Source organism: Candidatus Accumulibacter phosphatis (assembly GCF_012939955.1).
GTDB classification, from domain to species: domain Bacteria; phylum Pseudomonadota; class Gammaproteobacteria; order Burkholderiales; family Rhodocyclaceae; genus Accumulibacter; species Accumulibacter delftensis.
Window position 1 is genome coordinate 1473 of sequence record NZ_SPMY01000050.1, and the last position, 15808, is coordinate 17280.

General features: G+C 65.4%; 1 protein-coding gene (running past one end of the window). It reads left to right on the top strand.

The window, feature by feature from the left end; all coding sequences use genetic code 11:
• Positions 1 to 15808 carry part of the coding region annotated (locus tag E4Q23_RS16910; protein WP_169067724.1) for a CARDB domain-containing protein on the top strand (this coding region is incomplete at its 3' end). Its footprint extends 17802 nt past the window's final position, so 15808 of the 33610 annotated nt are shown.

The following is a 15808-nucleotide window of genomic DNA, read 5'->3' on the forward strand; positions in this document are numbered from 1 at the left end:
ATGGATAGCAAAGCGCGCCCGGAGATTTTGCCGTCGCCGACCGGCGGGTCGGCAGCGAGGAAAGCACAGCGCAGTCATCGTGGTCGTGGTTTGGCGTGGCTGAGCGGGTTTCTGGCCAAGGCCTTCAGGCCAGCGGCCGGCGAGCTGCCGACAAGCGCCGGGCGCCTGAACTTCGAGGCGCTCGAACCGCGCATCCTGCTCGACGGCGCGCCGAGCATACCGGTCACCCAGATCGATGGCTCGATCGACGTCGCCGGCGAGACCGATCGCTACGGTTTCACGCTGAACGAAACGGTTCGCGTGGTGTTCGATTCGCTGACCAACGATGCCAGCATGCACTGGTCGCTCGAAGGACCGCGCGGCACGGTGGTCAGCGAGCGTGGCTTCAACGCTTCGGATTCCTACGAGCGGAGCGGCGATGTCGCCCTCGATCTGGGGGCGGGCGACTACACCTTGAGCGTCGATGGTGTCGCCGACAACATCGGCGCCTACAGTTTCCGCTTGATCGATATCGCGCAGGCGCAGGAGTTGACACCGGGAACGACGGTCGACGCACAGCTCGATCCAGGCAACAAGACCAACGCCTACCGCTTCAGTGTCGCGGCTGGTCAGCGCTTCTTCATTGACCGCTTTGCGAATACCGGCGACATCTATTGGCGGCTGCTCGATCCCTACGGTCGCACGGTCGTCGATCGTACGCACATGAGCAATGATCTCGGCGAGTTGACGCTCGCCGTGGACGGTAGTTACACGCTGTTGATCGAGGGCCGTGCCGCCAGCACAGCTCCCGCCAGCTACAGCTTTAACGTCGCCTTGCTCGACGAAACCGTGCCGCAAGCGATGGCCGTGGGTTCGCTGGTCACCGGTCGTATCGCGCAGGCTGGGCAGCGCGACATCCACAGCTTCACGCTGGCTGCGGATACCCGTGTCGTCTTCGACTCGCTGACATCCGACTACCAACTGCTGTGGTCGCTCACCGGCCCCAACGGCACGCTGCTTGCCGACCGCCGATTCCAGTATTCGGACTCCTCCGAGCTGGCCGGCAATACCAGCATCCTGCTGCGCGCCGGTAGCTACACGCTGAGCGTCGATGGTGACCGCGACCGCGTTGGGGACTACGCGTTTCGCGTGCTTGACCTGGCGGCAGCCTCGGCGATCGCGGTGAACACGACGGTGACCGGGAGCTTGAGCGACGCCGGTGCCGGCGGCGGCACGGCGAGCAATGCACCGGCCACGGAGACGCGGCTGTACAAGTTCACTGCGCTTGCCGGCGAGCGCTTCTTCTTCGACAGCCAGGGGCTGTCCGGCGACAACTTCTCGCTGCGCATCTTCGATCCCAAGGGCGGCCTGGTCTCCGGGCCGCAGTTCTCCACGGGTGACGTCGAGGTGTTCACTGCGCTCTACGATGGCGATTACGTGCTGGCGCTGGAAGGTCACATCTACAACACCCGTTCCAGCGACTACCAGTTCAAACTGCAGCGGGTCGTCGATGGCAGCGCGCCGCTGACGCTGGATTCTCGCGTCGACGGCACTCTCGACCATCCCGGTCAGCGACAGGCCTACACTTTCACGCTGGCGGCGCCGGCGCAGTTGCTCTTCGACTCGCTGACTTACGACAACGATTTCAACTGGAGCCTGGTCGGGCCACGCGGCAGCGAGGTCGCCGGGCGCAGCTTCGTGTACTCGGACGCCGCCGAATTCGGCGGCAATCCGCTGCTGAGCCTGGCCGCCGGGGCCTATACCCTGACCGTCGACGGCAATCTCGATAGCCTTGGTGCCTACGCTTTCCGTCTGCTGAACGTGGCCACTGCGAGCAGTGTCGTCGCTTACGACAGCGACGTCAGCGGCACGCTCAGCCCGGGCGGCATGACTCGGGTCTACCAGTTCACCGCCAGCGCAGGCGACCAGGTGCTGTTCGACCGTATCGCGCTCAGCGCCGGCAGCCCGTACTGGCGGCTGCTCGACGAGACCGGCTTGCAGCTCTTCGGGCCGGAGCCTTTCGCCGACCGGGAGAGTGCCAGCCTGCGCCTTGGCGGCACCTACACCCTGCTGGTCGAAGGCCGCAGCTGGGAAAGCAGCGCTATCGATTACAGCTTCAAGATTGCCCTCGAGGGCAATACCCCGGTCGCCGCGCTGACCGGAACGGCCATCACGCTGGGTGCCGCGGTCAGCGGCACGCTGAGCGCCGCGGGCGAGGTGGACGACTACGTCTTTGCCGTCGCCGGTCCGACGCGACTCTACTTCGACAGCTTGGCGCCCAGCAGCAGTGGCGAGTTTCACTGGTCGCTGCGCGGTCCGCGCGGTACCGAGATCGCCGATCGCAGCACCTATTACTCGGACTCCTACGAGTTCGGCAACGGCAACCCGGTGATCGACGTGCCGCTGGCCGGAAGCTATCAGCTACGCGTCTGGGGCAATGGCAACACCACCGGCAACTACAGCTTCCGCGTCCTGAACCTCGCCGACGGCGTGGCGGTGACACCCGGCACGCCGCTCACCGCGAGCCTCGACCCAAGCAACGAAACCGACGTTTACCGCTTCACCGTCAACGCCGGCGACCGGCTGTTCTTCGACCGCCAGACGTTCAGCCCGGCCAACTCGGGCTGGGTCAGCTGGCGCTTGCTCGACCCCTACGGCCGCCAGGTCTGGGGACCGGCGAATTTTTACGACGACGTCGACGTCAGCACGCTGGCATTTACCGGTGTTTATACGCTGCTCATCGAGGGGCGGATCTGGAGCACGGGATCGTCGGTTGCCCGCTTCGACTACAGCTTCAACATCCAGCCGGTCGCCGATGATCCGGTGAGTGCGCTGGCCATCGGCGAAGCCGTCAACGGCAACATCGACCACGCCGGACAGCAGGACAGCTACAGCTTCTCGCTAAGCGACGAAACCCTGGTCTATTTCGACAGCCTGAGCAACAGCAACATCGCCTGGACCTTGCGGGGCCCGGACGGCTACCTCCTGAGTCGCCATCTGCAGAACTCGGATTCCTACGAACTGGGCCAGACCAACCCGCTGCTGCGGCTGGCGGCCGGCGCTTACACGCTGACTCTCGACGGCAGTGGCGATACCACTGGAAATTATAGCTTCCGGCTTGTGGACGTGGTCAGTGAAGCCGCCGCGTTGATCCCCGGCACGGCGCTCAACGACAGTCTGAGCAGCGCACGCGTCACCGATTTCTATCAGTTCGACGCCCTTGCCGGCGAGCGTTACTACTTCGACCGCATCAGCTATGACAACTACTACAACACCACCTACCGCCTGATCGATCCGCAAGGCAGGCAGGTCTGGGGCGGTTACGTCTGGCCGGAAGACCAGGAGATGAGCGCCTTCACCCTGTCGGGCACCTATTACCTGCTGGTTGAAGGCCGGGTCGGAAACACGGCGGCGGCCAACGCCTACGGCTTCAACATCCACAAGGTCGTCGATATCAGCGACAGCCTTACCTTGGGTCAGGCGGTGAGCGGCAGCTTCGGCACACCCGGCCAGCGCGCCAGCTATCGTTTCACGCTCAGCGACGCGCGGCAATTGCTCTTCGACGGCCTGACGCCGAACAGCACCAATCCTGATATCTACTGGACGCTGACCGGGCCACGCGGCACCGAGATCAGCAATCGCCGTTTCTACGGCTCCGAATCGCACGAGTTGGGCGCCACCAGTCCACTGCTCGATCTCGTCGCCGGTGACTACACCCTGACCCTCGACCCGCAGGGTGATCAGACCGGCGATTTCAGCTTCCGGCTCCTCGACCTTGCCGCGGCGACCGCGTTTACCAGCAACAGCGTCGTCAGTGGTCAGCTCGACCCGGCCAACGAAACCGACGTTTACCGCTTCGACGCCACGGCCGGTACGCGCTACTACCTCGATCGCCAGAACCTGAGCAGCAGTGCCGACCGCCTGACCTGGCGCCTGTTCGATCCCTACGGTCGGCAGGTCTTCGGCCCCACCTACCTGAACGACGTCGACATTTTCACGCTCGCTGAAAGCGGCACCTACACGCTGATCATCGAGGGCCGTATCTGGCAGACGCAATACAGCGCCAAGATCGACTACAGCTTCAAGCTGCTGGAGATCACCGACGACATTGTCGACATCGTCCCCGGCGTCAGCCACGGCCTCGACCAGTTCAGTACCGATGGTCAGCTCGGTGGCGCCCTGAATGTCAACGGCCTGCGCTACGCACAGGTGGCCAGTAATGGCGACATTGATCTGACCGGCTCGCTGACACTTGAAGCCTGGATCAAGGTCGACGCCTACGCCAGCACCTGGCAGCCGCTCTTCTACAAGGGCAACGGCAACAGCAACCAGCGGACCTACACCCTGTGGCTCAATTCCGCGGGTTACCTGCACCTGTCGACCGGCAACGATTCCAACAACAACATCAACACCGCCGCCGGCAGCGTGGTCACCGGTCAGTGGCACCACGTCGCCGTGGTGCTTGATCGCGACAGTGCAAGCGGGGTGATGAAAATCTACCTGGACGGCGTCGAGGCCGCCAGCGGCGCTCTCGCCAAAGACGCGGCAAGTTCCAATACCAATCCGCTGCTGATCGGCAGCAGCCTGGAAAATTACCCGATGTTCCAGGGTGCGGTCGACGAGGTCCGTTTGTGGAACAGCGTGCGCAGCGCGCAGCAGATCGCCGATAACAAGGACCAGGCGCTGGTCGGCGATGAGGCCGGCCTGCTGATGTACCTGAAGGCCGACGAGACCAGCGGCGGGACGCTGGCCGACGCCAGCGGCCGGGGCAATGCGGGACAGATGGTTCATCCCTGGTCGAGCGTGCCCGGCGTCGTCGCCGGACGCATCGATTTCGGTCAGCAGGACTACTACCGATTCACGCTTGCCGATACGACGCGTCTGTATTTTGATTCGCTGACCGACCACAACAATCTGCGCTGGTACCTGAGCGGCCCGCGTGGCACGGTGGTTTCCGATCGTCCCTTCCAGAGCAGCGATTCGCAGAACGGACTGAGCGTCTTCGACCTGGTGGCCGGCGACTACACCTTGCGTATCGACGGCGTCGGCGACGCTACCGGCGACTATGGCTTCCGTCTGCTCGACCTTGCCGGCGCCCTGGAGCTGGACTTCGATACCGTGGTCAACGGTCAGCATACGCCGGCCACGGCCACCACCGCCTACCGTTTCACCGCCGAGGCGGGCGAGCGCCTGTACTTCGACGAGGTCTCGGCCAGCGGCGGCTATCCTTACTGGCGCCTGCTGGACCCCTGGGGTCGCAACCTGTGGGGACCCAACTACCTGCCCTCGGACGACGTGCGCTTGCAGACCCTGCCGTTTGCCGGCGTCTACACACTGCTCGTCGAGGGCCGCCGGGATGGTGGCAGTGGTAGCAGCAACTTCAGTTTCCGGGTGCAGCGGGTCCGGGACCTGACCCAGGCCATCACGCTGGACGGCGTGTACGGCATGCCAGCGCCCTGGGCCAATGGCCACTTTGGCGGCGCGCTGCACTTCAACGGCGTGCAGTCGGCCCAGATCGACCATGCTGCGGCTCTCGACCTGACCGACACCCTGACCCTGGAGACCTGGGTCAAGGTGGACCGTTTCGACAATACCTGGACCACGCTCTTCTACAAGGGCAACCCGGAGAACCCTGGCGAGCGCAGCTATAGCCTCTGGCTACACTCCAACGGTAGCGTCGCTTTCGATACCGGTGACGGCAGCAACCAGTCCACCCAGACCGGCAGCGGCCTGATCACCACCGGGCAGTGGCATCACATCGCGGCGGTCATGGATCGCACTGCCGGAACGGTACGCATCCTGGTGGATGGCGTGTTGCAGAAGAGCGGCACCAATATCCGCAAGAATCCGGCCAGCAGCAACAGCAAGCCCCTGTACCTGGGTAGCGCGCTGGAGCCTGGCAGCAGCTACGCCAGCCTGGTGGGCAGCATGGACGACATCCGGGTCTGGAACGTGGCGCGTAGCGACGCCGAGATCCTGGCCTCGATGAATGCCCCGCTGGTCGGCAACGCGGCCGGGCTGGTGGCTTACATCAAGGCTGACGAGGGCGTCGGCAACAGCGCTGCCGATGCTACTGGCCACGGTCATGTCGTCCGCCTGAGCGAAGCCACTGCCCCGGTCATCGTGGGCGCCATCGAACATGTCGGTCAGCTGGTCAACTACACCTTCACCCTCAGCGAAGCCAGCACGCGCGTCTACTTCGACGCCATGACCGATAGCTCCAATGTGCGCTGGAGCCTCACCGGTCCCCGCGGTACCCTGGTCAGCGGCCGTCACTTTCAGCAGAGCGATTCCGTCGACGCTCTGTCCTTGTTCGATTTGCCGGCCGGCGACTACCAGCTCAGCATCGCCGGCTATCAGGACTACACCGGCGAATTCCGTTTTCGCCTGCTCGATCTGGCCGCTGCCAGCATCCTCGCCCCCGGCACTCCGGTCAGCGGCCGCCTGACCCCGGCCAACCAGACCGATGCCTATCAGTTCACCGCCAATGCCGGTGAGCGCTATTTCTTCGAGCGCATCAGCGAGGTGGCCGGCGATATCTATTGGCGCCTGCTCGACCCCTGGGGCCGGACCGTTTGGGGCGCCAGTAACTTCAATGCCGACGCCGGCCTGTTTACGCTGGCCTACGACGGCATTTATACCTTGCTGATGGAAGGCCGGCGCAGTGTCGCCGGAAATGCCTCCTACTCCTTCAATGTCCAGCCGGTGGCTGATGATGTGGTCAATCTGACCCTGGGCGCCGCGGTCGGCGGCAGTATCGAGCACGCTGCCCAGCAGGACTACTACGACTTCCGCCTGGAGGCCGGTAGTGCGCTGTATTTCGATTCCCTCACCAACAGCACCGACTTCACCTGGACGCTCAGTGGTCCGCGCGGCCCGGTGGTGTCGGCCCGGCAGTTCGCCGACAGCGACTCCAACGATTACAAAAGCAACCCGGTGCTCAGCCTGGAGGCCGGCGATTACACCCTGATCGTAGGCGGCAAGGATGCCACGACCGGCGCTTACGGCTTCCGACTGGTGGATCTGGCTGCGGCCACGCTCATCGACGTCGGCGATACGGTCACCGACACCCTGAACCCCGGCAACGCGACGCATCTGTTCCGCTTCGCTGCCAGCGCCCGCGACCGTTTTAATTTCGAGTTGCTCAGCGAGAGCGCAAACAGCCCGTACTGGCGGCTCATCAGTCCCGATTACGGGGTGCTATTTGGCCCCAGCGCCACTGATGACGTGGTGTCAACCATGCCCTTCACCGGCACCTACTACCTGCTGCTCGAAGGGCGGGTCAGCGAGAGCAAGGCCGTCGACTACAGTTTCCGGATAGCCGACACCGCCTTGCCGAATAGCGGCGGTCACAGCAGTCAGGATTTCGACGCCGACGGCCTGCCGTGGGTAGCCGCCAGCTTCAGCAACTCGGCGCCGGTGGTGATCCCCGGTGGGCCGTCGGGCAACTTCCTGCGCCTGCTGCCGGGCAGCGTTACCGGCTACAACACGATTGCCTTCAACAATGCCGGTGTTGGTGTGATTCCGGCGACGGTGAGCGTCGATTTCGACTTCCGCATCGGCAAAGTCAGCAATCAGGGTGACGGCATTGGCTTCGCCTGGTTGAATGCGGACGTCTGGGGCATCAGTGGCCCGGCACCACAGTTTGGCGAAGAGGTTAACCTGGCCGGCAGCTTCGGCGTCGGCTTCGACCCGGTGAACAACGGCGAACTCAGCGACAACCACGTCTCACTGCATTTCAACGGTAGCAAGCTCGCCGAGTTCAACCTCCCTGGCTTCCGCCTCGACAGCGGTGATTTTCAGCACGCGCGCGTCATCATTGCCGCGGTCACCGGCGGCAGCAAGGTTTCCGTCTACCTGACACCCAATGCCGGCAGCGAAGTGGCGGTCGTCGAGGACTATTTCATCAGTGGTATGCAGGCCTACGACGGGCGCATGGCTTTCGGTGCGCGCAACGGCGGTTGGCGCGCCGACAACGACCTCGACAATATCCGCGTCGCCGTCGTCGCCGGTACGGCCGAGACCCTGCCGGTCCTGACCCTGGGTACCGTGGCGGTGAGCGGCACGCTGTCCGCCAGCGGCGAGATAGACCGCTACCGCTTCAGCGTCACCGACGCTACGCGCACCTATTTCGACTCACTGACCAACAACAGCAGCCTGCGCTGGAGTCTGAGCGGGCCGCACGGCAGCGTCGTTGCCGACCGCAGCTTCACCGCTTCGGATGGCTACCAGGGCCTGTCCCTGCTGGACCTGACAGCGGGTGACTACCTGTTGTCCGTTTTCGGTAGCACCGGCGCCTACAGCTTCAAGCTGATGGACATGGATCAGGGCGAAGTGCTGACTCCGGATACCCCTACCAGCGGTACGCTCAGCCCGGGCAACGAGACCGACATCTACCGTTTTGATGCCCTTGCCGGCGAGCAATTCTACTTCGACCGCGTCAGCTTCAGCGGCGGCTACTACATCGATTGGCGCTTGATCGATCCCTTCGGCCGCCCGCTGTGGGGGCCGACGCACATGTACACCAACGACGTCGACCTGACGACGCTGCCGTACTCGGGGACCTACTACCTGCTGCTCGAGGGCCGCTATCACGAGGATACGGCGTCGAGCTACACGATCAACGTGCGCAAGATCGACAACAGCGTCAGCACGCCGATCGTCGTCGGCGACCGCGTCGATGCCGAACTGAGCAAGCCGGGCGAGGTCGACAGCTTCAGCTTCGAAATCGCCGGCAGCGAGTCGAAACGCGTCTACTTCGATGTTCTTACCAACACCAGCCAACTCAGCTGGACCTTGAGCGGGCCGCGCGGCAGCCTTGTCTCCGGGCGCTTGTTCAGCGCCACCGACGCCGCCAACGGGCGCTCGATCATGGATCTGGCGCCGGGCAGTTACACGCTGATCGTCGACGGCAGTGGCGATGCCACCGGCGCTTACGCTTTCCGCCTGCTCGACCTGGCGGCCGGGACGCAGATCGTCCCCGGAACGCCGCTGCTCGACCGGACGCTGACGCCCGGCAACGAGACCGACGTCTACTGGTTTGACGCCGTCGCCGGCGAGCGTTTCTACTTCGATCGCGTCAGCTTCAGCGGCGGTTATTACACCGACTGGCAGTTGCTCGACCCGGCGGGGAACACGCTGTGGGGCTCCACCCACATGTACTACAGCGACGTGGACGTCACGACGCTGCCGCGCAGCGGTCGCTACACCTTGCTGGTCGAAGGTCGCTACCACGAAGACGCGGCCACTTCGACTTACACCATCAACGTCCAGCCGGTGGTCGACCATGTCACGCCGATGACGCTCGACAGCGAGGTCGCCGGCTCGATCGACAGCGTCGGCCAGCGCGGCCTGCATACCTTCACGCTCAGCGAGACCAAGCAGGTCTACGTCGACGTTCTGACCAACAACGGCAATTTCTCGTGGAGCCTCAGCGGTCCGCGCGGCAGCGAGGTGGCGAACCACTCCTTCAGCAGCACCGACGGCGTGCATGGGCTGTCGCTGCTCGAACTGCTGCCGGGCGATTACACGCTGAGCATCGACGGTAGCGGCGAGGCAACCGGCGCTTACGCCTTGCGCCTCCTCGACCTCGCCGCTGCGCCGCTGATCACCCCGGGTACGCCGGTCAGCAGCCAGCTCAATCCGGCCAATTCGACCGATATCTTCCGCTTCAACGCTGCCGCCGGCGATCGTTTCTACTTCGACCGGGTCAGCTTCAGCGGCGCCTACTACACCGAATGGCGCTTGCTCGATCCCTGGGGCAAGACGGTGTGGGGGCCGACGCATTTCTACACCAATGACGTCGACGTAACGACACTGGAATTCGACGGCCTGTACACGCTGCTCGTCGAGGGGCGCTACCATGAGAGCGGCATCTCGAACTACACGCTCAACGTCTCGCCGTCGCCGCTTGCGCAAAAAATCATCCTCACCGGGCTCGGCAGCGTTCCGGGTGCCGACCTCAAGGTCGAGAATCTGGTGTTGACGCCGGTCGGCGGCGGCCTCACCGCCGGCGGCCAGGTGCTGGTCAGCTGGGAAGTGAGCAATACCGGCAATTTACCAGCCGATGCGCCGTGGAAAGATCGCATCCTGGTGCGCAACATGGACCGTGGCGGCGAGTTGGTCGTCAACCTGCTGGTCGACTACAGCGACCTCGGTGGCGCAGCGACCGATCCGCTGGCCGTCGGCGCGCGTCGCGCCCGGCAGGTGACGGTGAGCTTGCCGCCCGGCAACAGCGGTGCCGGCAACCTGCGTTTCGAAGTCGCCGCCGACGTCACCAACGTCGTCGCCGAACCCGGCGTCGCCGAGCTGAACAATGCTGCCAGCGTGAACGCGCTTGCCGCGTCGACCCCGTATCCCGACCTGCAGGTCGATAGCGTCGTCGTGACGCCGAGCAGCGGCTGGGCGGCGGGTAGCAGCGTGACCGTCAGCTGGCGGGTTAATAACGGCGGCAGTGTTGGCGTCGACGACGCCTGGAACGATCGCCTCAGGGTGCGCAATCTGAGCACCGGCGCGATCCTGCTCAACGCCAGCAGCCGCTACCTGCCGGCGGTCGGTGGCGCGCTCGCCGCCGGCGGCTCGATCGACCGCCGCTTCACCTTTAACTGGCCGGCCGGCGCCGTCGGCAGCGGCCAGTTCGAATTCCTGGTGAGCACCGACGACGATGGCGAGATTTTCGAGAGCAACGCCAGCGACAGCGCGGAGACCAACAACGCGGCGACTGTGGTCGTCGCCTCGGCGCCTGATCTGCTCGTCCAGAGGCTGCGCGTCGACGCGTTCACGGCCACTGCCGGCGACAGCGTCACCGTCTTCTGGGACGATCGCAACGACGGCCTGATCGCCACCCCGGCGAGTTGGCACGACCGCCTGATCGTGCGCAACCTGAGCAGCGGCGAAACGCTGCTCGACGTCGCTCTGCCCTACAACATCGCGCTGATCGGCAACGCCGCGCTGGCGCCCGATGCCAGCGTCGCGCGTTCGTACACCTTCCAGTTGCCGGAGGGCCTGCGCGGCAGTGGCCAGATCGAAGTCGAGGTGCGTGCCGACCAGAACGCCGCCGGCCAGGGGAGCCTGGTCGAATATACCGCCGCCGGCGACGGCGGCGAGAGCAACAACAGCGCCCGCCTGGCGTTCACCGCGGCGGCCAGACCCTACGCCGACCTCGCGGTCGGCAGCTTGAGCGCACCGAGCAGCGGCCGCGGCGGCGAGACGATCACGCTCGAGTGGACGGTGCTCAACCAGGGATCGATTGCCAGCGGCCCGCAGTGGAGCGACCTCGTCGTGCTCAGCAGGGACGACGTGATCGGCAACGCCGACGACGTGACCCTGGCCAGCGTCGGGCACTACGGCGTGCTGGCGCCCGGTGCCTCCTATCAGCAGAGCCGGCAGCTGCTCCTTCCCGAGCGCCTGGATGGCGCTTTCCGCGTGGCGGTCGTCGCCGACGCGTTTGGCGAGCTCAGCGAGCCCGACACGCGCGCCAACAACAGCGCGCTGGTGACGATCGACCTGTCGACGCCGCACGCCGACCTGCAGGTCGAGGTCGTCGCCGCGCCGGCCAGCGCGCGCAGCGGTGAAGCGACGCCCGTCAGCTGGCGGGTGCGCAATGCCGGCGACCGGCCGACCGACGTGACGCAATGGCAGGACCGCATCTACCTGTCAAGCGACGCCGCGCTCGACGCTGGCGATACGCTGCTGGCGCAGATCCTGCACAGCGGTGGGCTCGGCGCTGGTGAAAGCTACAGCGGCCAGAGCAATGTCTTCCTGCCCTTCGGGATCACTGGCGACTACCGCATTCTGGTTAGGACCGACGCTGCCAGCCAGGTTTTCGAGAGCATTTTCGAGGACAACAACGTCACTGCCAGCCATGCGGCAGTGCAGGTGCTGGCGCCGACACTGGCCGATCTGAGCGTCAGCGAGATCGTCGTGCCGGTGCCGGGTGCTCCGGGGCAGACGCGGATCGTTGCGTGGACCGTCGCCAATAGCGGCAGCGGCGCCGCGCGTGGCAGCTGGAGCGACCGCGTGTACCTCAGCGCCGACGGCAGTCTCGGCAGCGCGCGTCTGCTGGCGACCGTGCCGCACAGCAGCGAACTGTTGGCGCTGGCCAGCTACACGGCGAGCACCGAGATCACGCTGCCCGACGTCGCCGACGGCGATTATTTCATTGTCGTCAGCAGCGACGTCGGCGATACGGTTTTCGAAGGCAGCCAGGAGGGCAACAACAGCAGCGTTTCGACGGCGACTCTGGGCGTCGTCCATCCGGATCTGCGGCCGGTGTTGGTGAGCGCGCCGGCCGGCGCGTTGTCCAGCGAGGCCATCGTCGTCGCCTGGCAGATGCGCAACGCCGGCAGCAGCGACGCTTTCGGCGCGTGGACCGATCGCCTCTACCTGTCGCGCGATGCGACGCTTGGTGCCGACGACACACTGCTCGGCGAACTGGCGCATGGCGGCCCACTCGCCACCGGCGCCAGCTACGACGCGCAACTGCAGGTCAATTTGCCGCTGGCGGCCAGCGGCGACTACTTCCTGCTGTTGGTCGGCGACGCGCTCGGGCAGGTGCACGAGCTCGGTGCCGAAAACAACAACGTCGGTTCGACGCCGTTCGCCGCTGCGCTGGCGCCCTACGCCAACCTGGTCGTCAGCGCCGTCAGCGCCGAAGCCAGCGTGCCGTATGCGCCGGCACCCGAGGTGGTCGTCGGCGACCCGGCGCAGATCACCGTCAGCTGGACGGTCGGCAACGACGGCAACGGCGTCGGCCAGACGACGCAGTGGACCGATACCCTGCTGGTGTCCACCGATAGCATCGTCGGCAACGGCGACGACCGCGTCCTTGCCAGCTACGAGCACCTCGGCGCGCTGGCGGTCGGCGAGAGCTACACGCGCAGCGAGACTTTCCTGCTGCCGGCCTACTTCCAGGGGCGCTACCATTTCTTCGTACGCAGCGACGCTGGCAACCAGGTCTTCGAGAACGGTCTCGAGGCCGACAATGCCGCCGAGGCGGCGCGCATCTTCGATGTCGTGCGCATTCCCTACGCCGACCTGATCGTCAGCCAGGCCAGCGTACCGGCCACCGCCCGTTCGGGGCAGAGCATGAGCGTTTCCTGGCAGGTGACCAACCACGGCATTGGTCCGACCGATATTCCCGGCTGGAACGACGTGGTCACCCTCGCCGACGCTGCGGGCAAGCCGGTTGCCGTGCTTGGCAGCTTCACGCACCTCGGCGTGCTCGCCGCCGGCGACAGCTACAGCCGCACGCAGGAAGTAACGATTCCCAACGGGCTCTCCGGCAGCTACTTCGTGAGCGTGCGCACCGCTGGCCCCGAAGAATTCATCTACGTCGACAACAACAGCCGCGTCGCCGGGCTGGTGGACATCGTCCTGTCGGACTCGCCGGACCTGCAGGTAAGCGACATCATGACGCCGGAGACGGCGTCCGAAGGCGATACCATCGACGTTCGCTGGACGGTCACCAACAAGGGACTGGCCAAGGCCGATGGCGCGTGGACCGACGTCGTTTCGATGCGCAAGGTCGGCCAGCCCAATGACCCCGGCATTTACCTCGGCACTTTCACCTACGACGCCGGCGGCCTCGAAGCCGGCATTTCCTACACCCGCACCGAGCGCTTCCGCCTGCCGGCGCGCACCGAAGGCGTCTATCAGCTGGTCGTGCTGACCAATTCCAGCCGGCAGGTGTACGAGTACGGTGGTGCGGCCGCCAACAACAGCGCTGCCGACGACCAGGTGCTGCAGGTCGCGCTGTTGCCGCGCTCCGACCTGCAGGTGGCCAATGTCGTTGCCCCGGCGCGGGCCTCGGCCGGCGCGACGGTGTCGCTGCGCTTCTCGATCATCAACCAGGGGACCGTGCCGACGACGACGCCACGCTGGCAGGACCGCGTGTACCTGTCGCTCGACAACAAGCTCAGCGGCGACGACCTGCTGATCGGCTCTTACGACAATGGTGCGGCGCTCAACCCCGGTGAGCAGTACGCCACCGACAGTGGCAGCCTGCAGATCCCGATCCGTTTCCGCGGCGACGTTTTCCTGATCGTTCAGGCTGACGGCAGCGGCTCGGTCGACGAGTACCCCAACGACGCCAACAATATCGCCGCCGTGCCGCTCTTCGTCGAGCCGTACCCACTCGCCGACCTGGTCGCCGGCAGCGTCGTGGCGCCGGCGCAGGCCGTCGAGGGCGCCAGCATCGAGGTCCGCTACACGGTCGCCAACCGCGGCAGCGGCACCACTGCCGGAGCCAACTGGACGGACACCATCTGGCTGTCGCGCGACAAGACGCGGCCCAACGCCAGCGGCAACAGCGCCATCCTGCTCGGCGCGCTGCAGCACCAGGGCGCGCTGGCGGTGGGCAGCAGCTACGACGTCGTCACTCAGGTCGCGCTGCCGGCGCACGTCGCCTCGGGCTCTTACTACATCACCGTCTGGAGCGATTCCTACGATGTCATCCTCGAGGATACGCTGGCCAGCAACCTCAATCCGGACGACATCAACGAGCTCGACAACAACAACTACAAGGCACGGGCGATCGACGTCATCGGCGGCTTCGCACCGCCGCCGCCGGACCTGCGCATCAGCGCTCTCGCGGCTTCGCCTCTGGCCTCGACCAGCAGTGCGCTGAGCGTCACCTGGACGGTGGCCAACAGCGGTGCCGGGGAAGCGGCCGGTAGCTGGAACGATGTCTTCTGGCTGTCCGACAAGCCGACCCTCAACGCCGCCGGTGCCAAGCAGTGGTACCTCGGCGCGGTGGCGCACGACGGCGGTGCCGCGCCCGGCGCCAGCTATACCCAGAGCACCAGCTTTGCGCTCAACCCGGCGGCCAGCGGCCAGTACCTGATCGCCTACACCGACTACAACCCTGCCAAGGGGAAACCCTACGACGTCGCCGAAGGCGACGAGGAGAACAACACCCGCGTGCAGGACACCGGCGTCGTGCCGAGTCCGGCCGACCTGCAGGTGCTCACCATCGCCGCGCCGGGCGAGAACTTCTCGGGTGAGAAGACGACCATCAGCTGGACCGTCAAGAACTTCGGCGCAGCGGTCTGGGAGGGCACGCGCTACTGGCTGGACAGCGTCTATCTGTCGCCCGACCCGGTCTTCCTGCCCGAGCGGGCGACCAGCCTCGGCACTTTCGTGCACAATAATGCTGGCGGTCTGGCGGCGGGAGCGAGCTACACCGAGAGCGCCGAGGTCACGCTGCCGCGCGGCATCGGCGGCAATTTCTATATCTACGTGATTACCGACGCCAACCGCTACGACCCGCGCTATCCGGCCGGTGAGGCCGACGTTGGCGTCAACGCCTATTATCGCGATGACTACTACCCGACGTCGGTGTACGAGGGCGTCGGCGGGCAGGACAACAACCGCGGCGTCGGCAGCATCCCGGTCACCTACCGCGAACCCGATCTGAAAGTCACCTCCTTGCTGGTGCCGCCGCTGGGCGGGCAGTCGGGCGGCACGGTCACCGTCAATTACACGGTGACCAATATCGGTAACCGCGACACCCGCGAGATCAGCTGGTGGGACCGGCTGTTCCTGTCCAAAGACGTTTCGCTCGATACCTTCGACCTGCAGGTCGCCGAGGCCCGCCATTACGGCGTACTGAACGCCGGCGACAGCTATACCGGTACGGCGACCGTCAAGTTGCCCGACGGCATCGCCGGCGTTTTCAGCCTGCTGGCGTTCACCGATTCGGAAGCCGACAGTCGGCTGGCGTGGTGGAACAGCAACATCGTTCCCGAGTATCGCGGCGTCGGCATCGACGCCAACAACGACGCCGTGCCGGAGTTCCGCGGCGAGGGCAACAACATCACCGTTGCGCCAC